12 protein-coding genes are annotated in these 16,220 nt (G+C 66.1%); 9 read left to right on the top strand and 3 right to left on the bottom strand.

The annotated features are described in order from the left end of the window. Positions 1 to 149: 149 nt before the first annotated feature. From F8237_RS31650 to F8237_RS31635, 4 genes are all read left to right on the top strand, one after another. Positions 150 to 2,618: a tetratricopeptide repeat protein gene (locus tag F8237_RS31650; protein ID WP_162006297.1), complete on the top strand. Its 2,469-nt coding sequence runs from the start codon at positions 150 to 152 to the stop codon at positions 2,616 to 2,618. Positions 2,619 to 2,743: 125 nt separating this feature from the next. Beyond that, positions 2,744 to 3,418: a response regulator gene (locus F8237_RS31645; RefSeq protein WP_151650007.1), complete on the top strand. Its 675-nt coding sequence runs from the start codon at positions 2,744 to 2,746 to the stop codon at positions 3,416 to 3,418. Beyond that, positions 3,415 to 4,791: a sensor histidine kinase gene (locus F8237_RS31640; RefSeq protein ID WP_151650006.1), complete on the top strand. Its 1,377-nt coding sequence runs from the start codon at positions 3,415 to 3,417 to the stop codon at positions 4,789 to 4,791. Before F8237_RS31645 ends, F8237_RS31640 begins: the two co-directional genes overlap by 4 nt. 110 nt (positions 4,792 to 4,901) lie before the next feature. Next, positions 4,902 to 5,546, top strand: coding sequence for a class I SAM-dependent methyltransferase (locus F8237_RS31635; RefSeq protein WP_162006296.1), 645 nt, complete (start codon positions 4,902 to 4,904; stop codon positions 5,544 to 5,546). A 21-nt stretch (positions 5,547 to 5,567) separates the two neighbouring features. On the opposite strand, the gene F8237_RS31630 is transcribed toward F8237_RS31635, so the two are convergent. From F8237_RS31630 to tpiA, 3 genes are all read right to left on the bottom strand, one after another. After that, positions 5,568 to 7,199, bottom strand: a complete 1,632-nt coding sequence (locus F8237_RS31630; protein ID WP_151650004.1) for a CTP synthase — start codon at positions 7,197 to 7,199, stop codon at positions 5,568 to 5,570. Positions 7,200 to 7,364: 165 nt separating this feature from the next. Then, the gene (secG, locus tag F8237_RS31625) at positions 7,365 to 7,751 is read right to left on the bottom strand and encodes a preprotein translocase subunit SecG (RefSeq protein ID WP_151650003.1); all 387 of its coding nucleotides are present in this window, start codon (positions 7,749 to 7,751) and stop codon (positions 7,365 to 7,367) included. Between the two features lie 153 nt (positions 7,752 to 7,904). Further along, entirely contained in the window at positions 7,905 to 8,660 is a 756-nt protein-coding gene (gene tpiA / locus F8237_RS31620; protein ID WP_151650002.1) for a triose-phosphate isomerase, read from the bottom strand. A gap of 278 nt (positions 8,661 to 8,938) precedes the next feature. Here tpiA and F8237_RS31615 point away from each other — a divergent pair, with 278 nt between their 5' ends. From F8237_RS31615 to F8237_RS31595, 5 genes are all read left to right on the top strand, one after another. Beyond that, positions 8,939 to 10,834, top strand: coding sequence for a SurA N-terminal domain-containing protein (locus F8237_RS31615; protein ID WP_151650001.1), 1,896 nt, complete (start codon positions 8,939 to 8,941; stop codon positions 10,832 to 10,834). Between the two features lie 14 nt (positions 10,835 to 10,848). Next, positions 10,849 to 11,862, top strand: a complete 1,014-nt coding sequence (trpD, locus tag F8237_RS31610; protein ID WP_151650000.1) for an anthranilate phosphoribosyltransferase — start codon at positions 10,849 to 10,851, stop codon at positions 11,860 to 11,862. Positions 11,863 to 11,869: 7 nt separating this feature from the next. After that, the gene (gene trpC / locus F8237_RS31605; protein WP_151649999.1) at positions 11,870 to 12,688 is read left to right on the top strand and encodes an indole-3-glycerol phosphate synthase TrpC; all 819 of its coding nucleotides are present in this window, start codon (positions 11,870 to 11,872) and stop codon (positions 12,686 to 12,688) included. A gap of 1 nt (position 12,689) precedes the next feature. Beyond that, a complete protein-coding gene (gene moaC / locus F8237_RS31600) occupies positions 12,690 to 13,214 on the top strand; it encodes a cyclic pyranopterin monophosphate synthase MoaC (protein ID WP_151649998.1) in 525 nt (174 codons plus the stop codon). 167 nt (positions 13,215 to 13,381) lie between these two features. Further along, the gene (locus F8237_RS31595; protein ID WP_162006434.1) at positions 13,382 to 16,114 is read left to right on the top strand and encodes a bifunctional diguanylate cyclase/phosphodiesterase; all 2,733 of its coding nucleotides are present in this window, start codon (positions 13,382 to 13,384) and stop codon (positions 16,112 to 16,114) included. Positions 16,115 to 16,220 lie beyond the last annotated feature (106 nt).

The raw sequence follows: 16,220 nt of genomic DNA, 5'->3' as shown, positions 1-16,220 counted from the left end.
GAGTGAACGCGAGCGCCTGAACGCCAACCAGTCACCGTCGTGACATGCATCGGAAATATTCTCAAGAGGCTCGGCTTGGGAGGTCTTCACCATGCGGAGAGGTCGGCGCCAAACGCCGGCAATCGCAAATTCCGTCAGGGGGACCGCGGATGAATCGCAGTGAGCGCCGGTCTGCGGCCAAGCGCGGGCAGATTTCGCCCGGTCAGGCAACGAGCTTCACGCGCGCGCTCAGCACGAGCGCCGCCGAACAGTTCGAAGCCGGAATCTGGCATCATCAGGCGGGCCGGCTGACGGAGGCGGAAGCCTGCTATCGGCAGACGCTCGCCGCGCAGCCCAATCATCCGGACGCGCTCTATCATCTGGCCCTGCTCGCGCGCCAGGCCGGACGCGCCGACGTCGCGCTCGATCTGCTCGGCAAGTCCATCAAGCTCAAGCGCACCGATCCGCTCTACTTCCTCTATTACGCGACCACGCTGCAGGAGCTGGAGCGATATGACGAGGCGCTGGCGAGCTACGACAGGGCGCTGGCGCTGCTCCCGGAGCATGCGGACATCTTCTACAATCGTGGCCTGGTCCTGAAAGCTCTCGGCCGGTTCGACGACGCACTCGCCAGTCTTGAAAGCGCGCTGGCGCTCGAGCCCGACTTCGCCGAGGCCTGGAACAATTGCGGCGTCCTCCAGCAGCAGATGCAGCAGTTCGATCGCGCCATCGCGAGCTTCGACCGGGCCTTGGCGCTCAAGCCGTCTTACGCCGAGGCGTTTTTCAACCGCGGCATCACGCTTCAGGAATTGGGGCGGCTCGACGAGGCCCTCGCCGCCTACGACCAGGCGTTGGCGCTCGCGCCCGACTTTGCCGAGGCCCACAATTATCGCGGCGTGGTGCTTCAGCGCCTGCGCCGGCTCGACGACGCACTGGCAAGCTTCGATGCCGCGCTGGCGCTCCGCCCCGATCATGCCGATACCCACAACAACCGCGCCATCGCGCTGCTTGAGATGAAGCGGCACGAGGAGGTGCTGAAGAGCCTCGCTTGTGCGGTGACGATTGCGCCCGACTTCGTCGAGGCCCATCACAACATCGGCTGCGTGCTGATGGAACAGAGGAAGTTCAGGCAGGCGCTGGCGAGCCTCGACAGGGCCGTCGCGCTCAAGCCCGACTATGTCGATGCGCTCAACAGCCGCGGCGTCGCGCTTCAGGAGCTGAAGCAGTTCGAACAGGCGCTGGACAGTTTCTCGCGCGCGCATGCGCTCGCGCCGGATCACCCGAATGCACTCAGCGGCATGATGCTATGCGCCGGCGCGCTCTGCGACTGGGACCGCAGGAGCGAGCTCGCCGGTGCCGCAATCGAGCGGATCAGGGAGAGCAAGCCTGGCGTGATGCCCTTCACCCTGCTCGGCTATACCGGCGACATGGACCTGCAACTTCGCAGCACCCGAAACCTTATGCCGCCGGCGCCGCCGCTCTGGACCGGCGCGATCCGCCGGCACGATCGCATCCGTGTCGCGTACCTCTCAGCCGACTTCCACAACCACGCCACGGCGCATCTGATGGCGGGATTGTTCGAACGGCACGACCGTTCGCGGTTCGAGATCATCGCGGTCTCGTCGGGGCCGGATGACGGCAGCGCCTATCGACAGCGTCTGGTCGCGGCCTTCGATCGCTTCTGCGATATCCGGGCGATGAGCGATGACGCGGTCGCGCGCATGCTGCATGAGATGGAGATCGATATCCTCGTCGACCTCAAGGGGCATACCAAGGATGCCCGGCTCGAGATCCTGGCACACCGCCCTGCCCCGGTTCAGGTCAGCTATCTCGGCTATCCCGGCACCACCGGCGCAGCGTTCATCGACTATGTCATCGCCGACGCGACGGTCGCGCCGTTCGCGCACCAGGGGTTCTATACGGAGAAGCTGGTCCACCTGCCCCATTCCTACCAGGTCAACGACAGCGCGCGGCGCATCGCGGCGCAGACACTGAGGCGCCAGGACGCCGGACTGCCCGAACAGGGCTTTGTGTTCTGCTGTTTCAATCAGAGCTGGAAACTCGGCCCTGAGACATTCGACGTCTGGATGCGGCTGCTCAGCACTGTCGAGGGCAGCGTATTGTGGCTGCTCGGCGATCATGCGCCGACGATACAGAACCTGCGTCGGGAGGCCGAAAAGCGCGGCGTCCTTCCGACGCGTCTCGTCTTCGCGTCGCCCTTGCCGCCGGAGGATCATCTGGCACGGCACTGTCTCGCCGACCTGTTTCTCGATACGCTGCCCTACAACGCCCACACCACCGCCAGCGATGCGCTCTGGGCCGGGCTGCCCGTGGTGACGCAGCTCGGCGAAGGCTTTGCCGGCCGCGTCGGCGCAAGCCTGCTGAACGCCGCCGGACTGCCGGAGCTGGTGACGCAGAGCACTGCGGACTACGAGACGCTCGCTTTGCAGCTTGCCACGACCCCCGCGCGTCTCGGCGAGCTCCGCGACCGGCTCGCCGCCAACCGCCTGACCCAGCCGCTGTTCGACACCGATCGCTTCCGCCACCACATCGAGGCGGCCTACTTGCAGATGTGGGAGATTGCCCAGCGCGGCGAGCCACCGCGGAGCTTTGCGGTTGCGGCGGGCAACGTCTCCTAGGATTGGTCGACGATATCGGTCTGCAAGTCCATGGCTGCGTTCCACCTGGTCGCAGCCGGTTCCCGCAATGCTGCCGCAATGTTACGGCCGGTAGAATGCCTCCATCAAGGCCGAGGTACCGGATCATGCGGATTCTGCTTGTCGAGGACGAGGCCGAGATGGCCCGTGCGCTGGCGTCTGCGCTGAAGCGCTACGACATGGTGGTGGACCACGCCCCCACGCTTGCGGAAGCAGAAGAGGCCATTTCCGCCGATGTCCATGCCGCCGTCCTGCTCGACCGCCAGCTCCCCGACGGAGACGGGCTCGCCCTGATCCCAAAGCTTCGCGCGCGTGCCGGCGGCGTGCCGATCATCGTCCTGACCGCACGTGGTGAACTCGCCGACCGCGTCGCCGGGCTCGACGGCGGCGCCGACGACTATCTGGCAAAGCCCTTCGCGGTCGAGGAATTGCTGGCACGGCTGCGCGCCGTGCTGCGGCGGCCTGCCGGCCTTTCTCCTGACATCATCCGTGCCGGCCGCCTCGCCTTCGAAATCGGCCATCGCGAAGCCAGCATCGACGGTCAGCCATTCGAGCTGCCGCGCCGGGAGCTGCTGGTGCTGGAGGCCTTGATCCGCCGCCTGGGCCGAACCGTGCTGCGCTCGGCACTGGAAGAGGCCGTCTACAATTTCGACGACGAAGTCCAGTCGAACGCGCTGGACACGCACATCTCGCGGTTGCGCCGCAAGCTCGCCGAGGCGGATGCCGGCGTCGAGATCCACGGCATTCGCGGCGTCGGCTATCTGCTGAAGAAGGTGCCATGAGCAAGCACGACGATGCCTATTGCCTGCGCTCGCGGCTGAGCTGGCGCCTGCTCTCGCTCCAGGCCGCGCTGCTGCTCGCGCTCGTTGCCGTCGTCGTCGGAGCATTGTGCGCGTCGGGCTTCGTGCTCGCCGAGCGCGACGAGGATCGCGTGATCGAGGCGGTTCAGCGCGCGCTCGCGCGGGACACGCAAGGGAGCCTGACCCTGCGGCCGACGTCGGACCTGAAACAATTGCGTAGCGAAGCTCCCGATCTCTGGTTTCTGGTCCGCGACCGCCAGGGACATTCGCTTGCCGAAGGTGCCGTGCCCGCCGAATTCGCGGCGATCGGCGGCGGCCTCGACCAGATCAGCCAGGCGCGGCTCGGCTGGCAGCTTTTCGAGGACGATCCGCGCAAGCCGGCGGCACGGCTGAAGCGCGTCGACACCGAGGCCGGCAACGTGCAGATCATCACCGCGACGCAAGGACGGCTGACCGGCGCCAAGGCGCTGGTCATGACTTCGCTTGCGTTTCTCGGCATCGCCCTGCCCGGACTTCTCCTGATGGGAACGGCAACCTTCATCGCGACACCGATGATCCTGCAGCGCGCATTCAGGGGGCTCGATACCACGGCGGAGCAGGCACGGCGGATCGATATCCATCAGCGCGGCGCCAGGCTGTCGGTGGACCGGATTCCGCTGGAGGTCGTGCCGCTCGTGACTGCAGTCAACGACGCGCTTGCACGGCTCGACCAGGGCTATGCCCGCCACAAGCGGTTCGTCGCTGATGCCGCGCACGAGCTGCGCACGCCGATCGCAATCTTGAACACGCGGCTGGAATCGCTTGCCCCCGGGCCGGACAAGACCCGCTTGCTGGAGGATGCCGCGCGGCTGGCCACGCTCGCCGAGCAATTGCTGGACATCCAGCGGCTCGACCGCTGCGGCCATCCGTTCGCGCGCGTCGATCTCGTTCAGATCGCGCAAGGCGTGGCTGCCGACCTCGCGCCGCTCGCGATTGCCGCCGGCTACGAGCTGGCGCTCGATGCGCCAGCCACGCCGGTCGAGACGACCGGCGATGCAGCCGCACTGGAGCGCGCGCTGACCAACCTCGTGCAGAATGCGATTCAGCACGGCCCTCGTCGCGGCACGATCGGGATTTGTGTGGCTGGACCCGCAAGCATCGAAGTCACGGACGAAGGCGCCGGCATTCCGGCCGATCAGCGCGAGGCGATCTTCGAGCCGTTCTATCGGCTCGCGCCGCTCGATCGCGGCGCCGGCCTCGGCCTCAACATGGTGCGCGAGATCGTGCTGCTGCATGGCGGCTACGTCTCGGTTGCGGACGGTCCAGGCGGCGGCACGTGCTTCAGGATCTCTCTGCCGCCAATCCGGCACAGTTGATTCAATTCCACCTCGGCATCCCAAGCGCAATGCTGTCGCAATGCACTCCGGCGACTCTTCGACCGCCTCACCTCTGATCCGCGAGGCGCAACCAAGATGCCGGAGTGCACATGCCCAACGATTTCCTGTCCTTCTTCCTGTCCTGGATGTCGGCCCCGCGCCGGGTCGGCGCGATCGCTCCGTCGGGCGCGGCGCTGGCCGATCTCATCACCCGCGAGATCACCGCGTCGACCGGCCCAATTCTCGAGCTCGGCCCCGGCACCGGCGCCTTTACCTACAAGCTCCTCAAGCGCGGCGTCCGCCAGCAGGACCTCACGCTGATCGAATACGGCTCCGACTTCATGAAAATCCTGCAGATGCGCTTTCCCAATGCGCGCGTCTTGTGGATGGATGCGGGGCGGTTGACGACGGAGCGCCTCTACGACGGCGCACCCGTTGGCGCCGTCGTCAGCGGCCTGCCGCTGCTGAACATGTCGACGCGCAAGGTCGTCTCGATTATCGGTGGCGCGTTCAGCTATGTCCGCCCCGGCGGCGCCTTCTACCAGTTCACCTACGGCATGAGCTGCCCAGTCCCGCGGCCCGTACTCGACCGGCTGGGCCTGCGCGCAACGCTCGTGGACCGCGCCATTCTCAATGTGCCGCCTGCTGCCGTCTACAAGTTGACGCGACGGCCACAGATGAAGCTCGCCACCAGATCGCCGGCGCCCGATGCCTCAACGCCGATCGAGCCAGAGCCGATGCTTTCGCGGGTCTAGCCTGAACAGTGCACTGGGGCCTTACACCAGCCGGCTCTGCACCATCGCCGCCTGGATGAACGAGGCGAACAGCGGATGCGGCTCGAAGGGGCGCGACTTCAGCTCGGGGTGGAACTGGACGCCGATGAACCAGGGGTGATCCTCGTACTCGACGATTTCAGGCAGGACGCCGTCGGGCGACAGGCCGGAGAACTTCAGCCCGTGCTGCTCGAGGCGGTCCTTGTAGGCGGTGTTGACCTCGTAGCGGTGGCGGTGACGCTCGGAAATCTCGGTCGCGCCGCCATAGACCTCGGAAACGCGGCTGCCGCGGCTCAGCGCCGCGGGATACGCGCCGAGGCGCATCGTGCCGCCGAGATCGCCGGCCTGCGAGCGCTTCTCGAGTTCGTTGCCGCGGAGCCACTCCGTCATCAGGCCGACCAAGGGCTCCTTGGTCGGGCCGAATTCGGTCGAGTTGGCCTCCTCGATGCCGACGAGATTTCGCGCGGCCTCGATCACCGCCATCTGCATGCCGAAGCAGATGCCGAAATACGGCACGTCGCGCTCACGGGCGAATTGCGCCGCGCGGATCTTGCCTTCCGCACCGCGCTGGCCAAAGCCGCCGGGCACCAGGATGCCGTTGACGTGCTCGAGGAACGGAGCTGGATCTTCCTTCTCGAAGATCTCGCTCTCGATCCAGTCGAGATTGACCTTCACCTTGTTGGCGATGCCGCCATGCGAGAGCGCCTCGATCAACGACTTGTACGCATCCTTCATGCCGGTGTACTTGCCGACGATGGCGATGGTGACGTCGCCCTCGGGATTGCGAATGCGCTCGTTGATCTGCTGCCAGCTCTTGAGCACCGGCGGGATTCGCGATTCGATGCCGAAGGCCGCGAGCACTTCGTCATCCAGACCCGCGACGTGATAGGCTTCCGGCACCGCGTAGATGCTGTCGGCATCGCGCGCTTCGATCACGGCGCTCTCGCGCACGTTGCAGAACAGCCCCAGCTTGCGCCGCTCTTCCTTTGGAATCTCGCGATCGGTGCGGCAAAGCAGGATGTCCGGCTGGATGCCGATCGAGCGCAGCTCCTTCACCGAGTGCTGCGTCGGCTTCGTCTTCAGCTCGCCGGCGCTCGGGATGTACGGCAGCAGCGTGAGATGGATGTAGATGGCGTGGTCGCGCGGCAGCTCGTTCTTGAGCTGGCGGATCGCCTCGAAGAACGGCAGGCCCTCGATATCGCCGACGGTGCCGCCGATCTCGACCAGCACGAAGTCGTAATCGTCATTGCCGGAGAGGACGAATTCCTTGATGGCGTTGGTGACGTGCGGAACCACCTGGATGGTCGCGCCGAGATAATCGCCGCGGCGCTCCTTGGAGATGATGTCCTGGTAGATGCGTCCCGTGGTGATGTTGTCCTGCTTGGTCGCAGGCCGCCCGGTGAAGCGCTCGTAGTGACCGAGATCGAGATCGGTCTCCGCGCCGTCATCGGTCACGAACACTTCGCCGTGCTGATACGGCGACATCGTCCCGGGATCGAGGTTGAGATAGGGGTCGAGCTTGCGGAGGCGGACCTTGTAGCCCCGGGCCTGCAGCAGGGCACCGAGTGCCGCTGAAGCCAAACCCTTGCCGAGCGAAGAAACCACGCCGCCGGTGATGAATATGTACCGCGCCATGGGGCTTAACCTCTAATCCCTCGAATTCGATTCGCCAAAGCGATTCGTATTCCGCCCGAAAGATTCTGCGGGCCTGTGGGTGAGCCAGAACTAAGAGTGGTGACAGAGCCTTGATGGGGATTGTTGATGCAGGACGGTAGCAGTCGCCCTGCATGGCCCCCTGCTTTATTGCGAACGGGGCACTTGCGGGCCGCTCGGTGCCGGGGCCTGCTGCTGCTCATCGGCCTTCTTCAGCGAATCGAGGATGCCGCCCGACGTCGGCGGCGCGATCGGCCCGCCACCGGCCGGCTGGGTCTGCGACGCAGGCGCGCCGATGATCGACGACGGCGCGCGGCTATACCCGGCGTGCCAGGACAGGAACAGGCTGGTGAGGAAGAAGCCCGCGGCGAGGATCGCGGTGGTTCGCGACAAGAGGTTCGCAGTACCTCGGCTCGACATGAAGCCCGCGCCTCCGCCCATGCCGAGGCCGCCGCCTTCCGACTTCTGGAGCAGGACGGCGCCGATCATGACGGCGACGATCATGAGGTGGATGACGATGACAACAGTCTGCATAGTGCCCTTCCGTCACAAGCGGGCGGCGCCTGACGGCGGCCGATCGCGCTTCGCGGGTTTTCCTGAAGTTGCGCGGTGTTACACGATCGGAAACGGCATTGCCACCCCCGATCGGCCAACACCCCGCTTCGAATAACCAACGGTTTGAATTAGCTAGGGGCAGCCCTTCGCAATCGCAAGGAAATCGGCCGCCTTCAGGCTGGCGCCACCGACCAGGGCGCCGTTGACGTTCTTGACCGCCATCAGCTCGGCCGCATTGGAGGGCTTGACCGAGCCGCCATAAAGGATTCGCATCCTGGCGCCGTCGGCCTTGAACCGGGAGGTCAGGAACTCCCGTATAAAGCCATGAATTTGCTCAACATCCTGGGCCGTGGGGGTGAGACCCGTACCGATCGCCCAAACCGGCTCATAGGCCACGACCAGGTTGGCGGCGGTCGAGCCGTCCGGTAGCGAGCCGTCGAGCTGGCCCCGCAGGATGTCCAGGGTCTGGCCGGCATCGCGCTGGCCCTGCGTCTCGCCGATGCAGACGATCGCAATGACCCCGGCGCGCCAGGCGGCCTCGGCCTTCTGCCTGACAAGGGCATCGCCCTCGCCATGGTCGGCGCGGCGCTCGGAATGGCCGACGATGATGGCGGTCGCGCCCGCATCCACCAGCATTTCGGCGGCGACATCGCCGGTATGGGCGCCGGAGGCTTTGGGATGGCAATCCTGCGCGCCCACCGCGACCTTTCGGCCATGTGCCCGGTCGGCGAAGGCCGCGATCAGGGTCGCCGGCGGGCAGACCAGGAGATCGGCCTTCCCGGCCACGTCTGCCGCACCGTTGAGCATGGCGTCAAATTCGGCAGCCGAGCCCTTCAGGCCGTTCATTTTCCAATTGCCGGCAATCAGCGGTCGGATGGCGTCGGTCATGTCAATTTCCAGCGAAATGAGGTTTGTGCATGCGCTAGCAGAGCTGCCGCGGCAGTTCCAGATTCTTGTTTTGACGCGTTTTCCTGTCGCGAACCGGGGTCCACTTCGCTGAAAAACGCTTTGGGGCCTTTTACCGCAGCTTAAAGCGGCCACGTGACCTGAGGTTGCGGGGGGAAAGCCGCCACTTTATGATGATTGATCAATTTGGTGACGCGCTTTTGCGGAATCTGCATTAAGACGCGCTCCCGTTCCCCTTTCTGCCAAACAAGTTGGACCAAATGCTTCGAGGAATGCGCAAGGCCTCATCAAACTGGGTCGGCAAGACCATCATGGCCATCGTGATGGGCGTGTTGATCATCAGTTTCGGCGTTTGGGGCATCGCCGACATCTTCAAGGGGTTCGGGCAGTCCACGGTGGCCAAGGTGGGCGGCACCGAGATTTCGCTGAACGAGTTCCGCCAGATCTACACCGACCGCCTGCAGCAGATCAGCCGCCAGGTCGGCCGGCCGCTGACGCCCGACCAGGCCCGTTCCTTCGGCCTCGACCGTCAGGTGCTGCAGCAGACCATCGCGGAAGCCGCGCTCGATGAAGAAGCGCGCCGGCTCGGGCTCGGCCAGTCCGACGAGCAGATCCGCCAGTTCATCATGAGCGACCCCAACTTCAAGGGTGTCAGCGGCAATTTCGATGCGAACCGATTCCAGGCGGTGATCCGCAATTTCGGCTACACCGAGCAGCGCTACGTCTCCGAGCAGCGGAAGGTGTCGCTGCGCCGCCAGATCACCGGCACGATCGGCGCCGGCCTCGAGCCGCCGAAGGCCATGCTGGACGTGCTGACGCGCTTCCAGAACGAGCAGCGCGCGGTCGAATTCGTCAAGCTCGACGCCGCGCAGGCCGGCGCCATCGACGCCCCCTCGCCCGAGGCGCTCGCCGCTTACTTCGAGGATCATAAGGTCCAGTTCCGCGCGCCCGAATATCGCAAGATCTCCTTCGTCGTGGTCTCGCCGGAAGAGATCGGCAAATGGAGCGACGTCTCGGACGAGGACGCCAAGAAGGTGTTCGAGCAGCGCAAGGACCGGCTCGGCACGCCGGAGAAGCGCCAGATCCACCAGATCGTGTTCCCCACCCCCGCTGAAGCTGCGACAGCACGCGAGCGCCTCGCCGGTGGCACCTCGTTCGAGGACCTCGGCAAGGAGCGCGGGCTGACTGCCTCCGACGTCGACCTTGGGCTGGTGACCAAATCCTCGCTCGACCCCGCGGTCGGCGATGCGGCTTTCGCGCTCCCCGCCGGCGAGATCAGCCAACCGATCCAGGGCCGCCTCGGCACGTCCATCGTCAAGGTCGACAAGATCGAGCCGGGCAATGAGGCGAACTATGCGAGCCTTGCCGGTGACATCAAGCGCGAGATCGCCACCGAACGGGCGCGCGTCAAGGTCGCCGATCTCCGCGACAAGATGGAAGACGAGCGCGGCGGCGGCTCCAGCGTGATCGACGCGGCGCAGAAGCTTGGCCTTACCGCCGTGACCCTCGATGCCGTCGACCGCTCCGGCCGCGCGCCGAACGGCCAGCCGGTCGCCAACATCCCGCAGGGCCTCGATGTGGTGTCGCAGGCCTTCAACACCGATGTCGGCGTCGACAACGACTCGATCTCGTTCAAGGGCGGCTACGTCTGGTACGACGTGCTCGCCATCACGCCCTCGCGCGATCGCAACCTCGACGAGGTCCGCGACCAGGTCGAGGCGCGCTGGCGCCAGGACCAGATCGCCGCCAAGCTGAAGGCCAAGGCGACCGAGATGGTGCAGAAGCTCGAACAGGGCGGCAAGCTCGCCGACGAAGCCGCCGCGGTCGGCGCCAAGGTCGAGACCGCCAGCGGCTTCAAGCGTGACGACTCGCCCGCCGGCGTGCCCGCGACCGTCGTGTCGGCCGCGTTCCGCACCGCCAAGGACGGCGTTGGACAGACCGCCGCGGGCGGCGGCGAAGTCGTCGTCTTCCGCGTCACCGACATCGTCGATCCCGCGGCCGATGCCGCTTCCGAGGCGGCGAAGAAGCTGAAGGACAGCCTCGACCGGGCGCTCACCGACGAGCAGGTCGCTTCCTATGTCAACAAGCTTCAAACCGACATCGGGACCACCATTAATCAGGCCGCCTTCGCGCAGGTGACCGGCGCGAACCAGTGAGTTGAAAGCACGCGATGGACGACCTGAAATCGATCATTGGAAAAGTGGCGACCGGCGCCAGCCTGTCGCGTGACGAAGCGGCCTCCGCCTTCGACGCCATGATGTCCGGCGAGGCCACCCCCTCGCAGATGGGCGGCCTCCTGATGGCGCTGCGGGTGCGCGGCGAGACCGTGGAGGAGATCACCGGCGCGGTCTCGGCGATGCGCTCCAAGATGCTGACGGTGACGGCGCCGCCCGATGCCGTCGACATCGTCGGCACCGGCGGCGACGGCTCCGGCTCGGTCAACGTCTCGACCTGCGCCTCCTTCATCGTCTCGGGCGCCGGCGTGCCGGTGGCCAAGCACGGCAACCGCGCGCTGTCGTCGCGCTCGGGCGCCGCCGACGTGCTGGCGTCGCTCGGGGTCAAGATCGACCTCAGGCCCGATCAGGTCGGCCGCTGCGTGCGCGAATGCGGCATCGGCTTCATGTTCGCCCCCGCCCACCATCCCGCCATGAAGAACGTCGGCCCGACCCGGGTCGAGCTCGCGACGCGGACCATCTTCAACCTGCTCGGCCCGCTGTCGAACCCTGCCGGCGTGAAGCGGCAGATGGTCGGCGTGTTCTCGCGGCAATGGGTTCAGCCGCTGGCCCAAGTGCTCAAGAACCTCGGCTCGGAATCCGCCTGGGTGGTGCACGGCTCCGACGGGCTCGACGAGATTACCCTCACCGGCCCGACCTTCGTCTCCGCGCTCCACAATGGCGAGATCCGGAATTTCGAGGTGACCCCCGAGGAAGCGGGGCTGCCGCGCTGCGAGCCCGGCGCACTGAAGGGCGGCGACGCCGACGCCAACGCGATCGCACTGCAGGGCGTGCTCGACGGCAAGCCGAGCCCCTATCGCGATGTGGCGCTGATCAACGCGGCCGCCGCACTGATCGTGGCGGGACGCGCCAAGGACCTCAAGGAAGGCGTCGCCATCGGCACGAAGTCACTCGACAGCGGCGCGGCGAGTGCACGGCTGAAACATCTGATCGCGGTCTCGAACGGCTGAGCCTGACATGTCGGACATCCTGACCAAGATCGAAGCGTACAAGCGCGAGGAAATCGCCGCCGCCAAGCGTGCGCTGCCGCTGTCGGCGGTCGAGGCGAAGGCCAAGGCGCAAGCCGCGCCGCGCGGCTTCGTGCGCGCGATCAGGGCCAAGCACGCCAACGGTGATTACGCCCTGATCGCAGAGGTGAAGAAGGCCTCACCGTCGAAGGGGCTGATCCGCGCCGATTTCGATCCGCCTCTGCTTGCCAAGGCCTATGAGGCCGGCGGTGCAGCATGTCTGTCGGTGCTGACCGACACGCCCTCGTTCCAGGGGCATCTCGACTTCATGGTGGCGGCGCGCGCGGCGACGTCGCTGCCGGTGCTGCGCAAGGATTTCATGTTCGACACCTATCAGGTGGTCGAGGCGCGCGCACATGGCGCGGACTGCATCCTGATCATCATGGCCGCGCTCGACGATGCAGTTGCCAAAGATCTCGAGGACGCCGCGCTGGCCTACGGCATGGACGTCCTGATCGAGATCCACGACCGCGCCGAGCTCGACCGCGCGCTCAAACTGCGTTCACCGATGATCGGCGTCAACAACCGCAATCTGCGCACCTTCGAGACTACGCTCGCGACCAGTGAAGCGCTGGCGCCGCTGATCCCCGCGGAACGGCTGATGGTCGGCGAGAGCGGCATCTTCACGCCCGCCGACCTCGCCCGGCTCGAGCGCGTCGGCATGTCGACCTTCCTGGTCGGCGAAAGCCTGATGCGGCAGGCCGACGTCACTGCCGCCACGCGCACGCTGCTTACGCGCGAGACCGCTCGCGCCACTGGCACGCGCTGACATGGCGCGCAAGCCGGTAAAGGCCAGAACAACAAAGCCGAAGACAAAGGCCGGCCCTGCGCTCACCCATATCGGCGCCTCCGGAGAGGCGCGTATGGTGGACGTTTCGGACAAGCCGGCGACCGAGCGGCTTGCGGTCGCCGAAGGCCGCGTCGTCATGACCAGGGCGACGCTTGACCTCATCGTGTCGGGCAATGCCAAGAAGGGCGACGTGCTCGGCACGGCACGCATCGCCGGCATCATGGCCGCCAAGCGCACCTCGGAGCTGATCCCGCTCTGCCATCCGCTCGCACTGTCGAAGGTCACGGTCGATATCGAGCCGGACGCAAGGCTGCCGGGCTGCCTCGTCCGCGCCAGCGTGAAGGTGAGCGGACCGACCGGCGTCGAGATGGAGGCACTCACGGCCGTTACGGTCGCCTGCCTCACCATCTACGACATGATCAAGGCGGTGGAGCGCGGCGTGCGTATCGAGGGCATCCACCTCGTCGAGAAGCTCGGCGGCAAGTCCGGCCACTACCGCGCCTGAACAGCGCAGTCGTTGCAGCGACGTCCCGCGCATCGATCGCATTTGCGCACGGCATTTCATGTCGCGTTAACCGCACTTGCTAACTTCGCCTCCACATCGTGTCCGTAAACCAACGGATGTTCCGGGGATCAAGAACTGATCCTGACGTGTGCACGGCAGCGATCCTTATCATGACGAACTACGGCAGCCGCCTTTTTGACCAGGCCTTCGCGCGCAGCGGCCCGATCCGCTGGCTTGTGGTGGGCGGCACGCTGCTGATCGCGGCCATCGCCATCGGCTCGGTCCTGATGGCGCAGAATTTCCGCGAGCGCGCTCTGCGCAACAGCGAGCGCGAGCTCGAGAACACCGTGCTGCTGCTTGCTCATCATTTCGATCAGCAATTGCAGGATTTCGCGGTCATCCAGAAGGATTTCGTCGACCACGTCCGCGCCGCCGGCATCAGCACCGCGGAGGATTATCGCAAGCGTCTCGCCGGTCAGGACATCCACCGGATGCTGCGCGCGAAGATCGAGGCGCTGCCCTACATGGGCGGCGTCAATGTCGTCGATGCCGAAGGCAACGTGGTCAACTCGTCGACGACATGGCCGGCGCCGAAGGTCAACGTCGCCGACCGCGCCTACTTCCGCACCTTTCGCTATGACCCCAATGCGCCCGACGTCCTGATCGAGCCGGTGCACAGCCGCATTTCCGGGGCTTGGACGATCCTGATCGTCCGCAAGATCGTGGGACCGGGCGGCGAATTCATGGGCGTCGTCGGGCGCGGAATCGAGCCGGCGAATTTCGAGAAATTCTTCGAGTCCGTCATGCTCGGCGAAGGCGCCACGATCTCGATGCTGCATCGTGACGGTACGCTGCTTGCACGCTATCCCCATTCCAGCGAGCTGATGGGGCGCAATTTCAGGAACGGTCCGTTCGAGCAGCAGCGGGTTTTCGGCCTCGACCATTTCGCCGGCCGCTTCATGAGCCCCGTCGATGGCGAGGACCGGCTGATCTCGGCCCGCGCCCTGCCCCATTTCCCGATCCTGATGATGGCCACGACGACGCGCGCCGCGGCGCTGATGGACTGGCGTGAACAGATCGGCATCCTGATCTCGGTTGCCGGCGCATCCGCGCTCGCCATCGCAGGCGTGCTGATCGCGGTCGTCCGCAAGCTGCTGGAGCAGCATCGCGCCTCCCGCGAACGGCTGACGCTGGAAAAGCTGCGTCTCGACCGCGCCGTCAACAACATGACCCAGGGCCTGCTGCTGTTCGACGCCGAGCAGCGGCTCGTGGTGTGCAACCAGCGCTACATCGAAATGTACGGCCTGTCGGCCGACGTGGTGAAGCCCGGCTGCAGCTTCCACGACATCATCGCCCATCGCAAGGCGACCGGCTCGTTCACCGGAGACACCGACGACTACGTCGCCCGCGTGCTGCGCGACATCCATGTGCGCAACTCCATGGTGGTGGACACCGCCGACGGCCGTTCGATCCATATCCTCAACGAGCCGCTCGCGGACGGCGGCTGGGTGGCGACGCATGAGGACATCACCGAGCGCCGGCGCATCGAGGAGCGCATCACCCATCTGGCCCATTACGATGCGCTGACCGACCTGCCCAACCGCACCATGTTCCACGAACATCTGCGCGAGGAGCTCGCCACCCTCGTCGACGGCGAAGAGCTCGCGGTGCACTACATCGACATCGACGAATTCAAGGGCGTCAACGACGCGCTCGGCCACCTCGTCGGCGACGAGCTCCTGAAGTCGGTCGCAATGAGCCTGAGCCGGTGCGCAGGCCCGGCGGATTTCGTGGCGCGGCTCGGCGGCGACGAATTCGCCATCGTCCAGGGCGCGGTGACATCACTGGACCGGGTCAACGATCTCGTTGCGCGGGTGTTCGAGGCGATCCGTACGCCGTTCGACTGCATGGGCCATCATCTCACCACCGATGCCAGCATCGGCATCGCGCTGGCGCCGGGCCACGGGACGGCGCTGGACCAGATCCTGAAGAACGCTGACATGGCGATGTATGCCGCCAAAGCCGCCGGACGCCGCACCTACCGGTTCTTCGAGCCGGAGATGGACGCCAAGGTCCGCGAGCGGCGGCAGCTGGAGATCGACCTGCGCCACGCCATCGCCCAAGGCGGGCTCGAAGGCGGCCTCGAAGTCTACTACCAGCCCTGCCTCAGCCTGAAGGACGACCGCATCACCGGCTGCGAGGCGCTGGTGCGCTGGCGCCATCCCGAGCGCGGCATGGTCTCGCCCGCGGAATTCATCCCGATCGCCGAAGACACCGGCCTGATCAACGAGATCGGCGAGTGGGTGCTGGCAACCGCCTGCCGCGATGCGGCCGCCTGGCCCGACGACATCCGCCTCGCCGTCAACGTCTCGCCGGTGCAGTTCAAGAGCGGCACGCTGGCCCTGAAGATCATGTCGGCGCTGGCCTGCTCCAATCTGCCCGCGAGCCGGCTCGAGCTCGAGATCACCGAAGCCGTGCTGATCCGCGACGACGACACCGCGCTTGCGATCCTGCATCAGCTCCGCGCCATCGGCGTGCGCATCGCGCTCGACGATTTCGGCACCGGCTACTCCTCGCTGAGCTATCTGCACCGCTTCCCGTTCGACAAGATCAAGATCGACCGCTGCTTCGTCAACGACATCGCCGGCCCCGACGGCTCCGCCAGCATCGTGCAGGCCGTCGTCAACCTCGCGGCCGCCCGCCGCATGACCACCACGGCCGAGGGTGTCGAGACCGAGGAGCAGCAGCGCCTGTTGCGGACGCTCGGCTGCTCGGAGATGCAGGGCTATCTGTTCAGCGCCGCAAAGCCGGCCGACAAGGTGATGGAGCTGTTCGCGCTGCATCGCAGCCGCCTCGCCCAGCGCGACGGCGCGGAAAGCCGCCGCCGCGAGGCGGGTTAGCAAGCTCACTTGTTCGCAAGTGGATGGTTCGTAGGGTGGGCAAAGCGAAGGCGTGCCCACCGGCTTTCTCGTCGCCCGTGTCGAATGGTGGGCACGCCGCTTACGC

The organism is Bradyrhizobium betae, assembly GCF_008932115.1.
In the GTDB taxonomy this organism is placed as follows: Bacteria; Pseudomonadota; Alphaproteobacteria; order Rhizobiales; family Xanthobacteraceae; genus Bradyrhizobium; species Bradyrhizobium betae.
The sequence above is the reverse complement of the archived record's forward strand: the minus strand, read 5'-3'. Positions and strand labels throughout refer to the sequence as shown.

Coding starts and splice junctions, on each gene's coding strand:
- trpD (WP_151650000.1), top strand. CDS start 10,849: ATGGACGACCTGAAATCGATCATTGGAAAAGTGGCGACCGGCGCCAGC.
- moaC (WP_151649998.1), top strand. CDS start 12,690: ATGGCGCGCAAGCCGGTAAAGGCCAGAACAACAAAGCCGAAGACAAAG.
- trpC (WP_151649999.1), top strand. CDS start 11,870: ATGTCGGACATCCTGACCAAGATCGAAGCGTACAAGCGCGAGGAAATC.
- F8237_RS31615 (WP_151650001.1), top strand. CDS start 8,939: ATGCTTCGAGGAATGCGCAAGGCCTCATCAAACTGGGTCGGCAAGACC.
- secG (WP_151650003.1), bottom strand. CDS start 7,751: ATGCAGACTGTTGTCATCGTCATCCACCTCATGATCGTCGCCGTCATG.
- F8237_RS31635 (WP_162006296.1), top strand. CDS start 4,902: ATGCCCAACGATTTCCTGTCCTTCTTCCTGTCCTGGATGTCGGCCCCG.
- tpiA (WP_151650002.1), bottom strand. CDS start 8,660: ATGACCGACGCCATCCGACCGCTGATTGCCGGCAATTGGAAAATGAAC.
- F8237_RS31630 (WP_151650004.1), bottom strand. CDS start 7,199: ATGGCGCGGTACATATTCATCACCGGCGGCGTGGTTTCTTCGCTCGGC.
- F8237_RS31640 (WP_151650006.1), top strand. CDS start 3,415: ATGAGCAAGCACGACGATGCCTATTGCCTGCGCTCGCGGCTGAGCTGG.
- F8237_RS31650 (WP_162006297.1), top strand. CDS start 150: ATGAATCGCAGTGAGCGCCGGTCTGCGGCCAAGCGCGGGCAGATTTCG.
- F8237_RS31645 (WP_151650007.1), top strand. CDS start 2,744: ATGCGGATTCTGCTTGTCGAGGACGAGGCCGAGATGGCCCGTGCGCTG.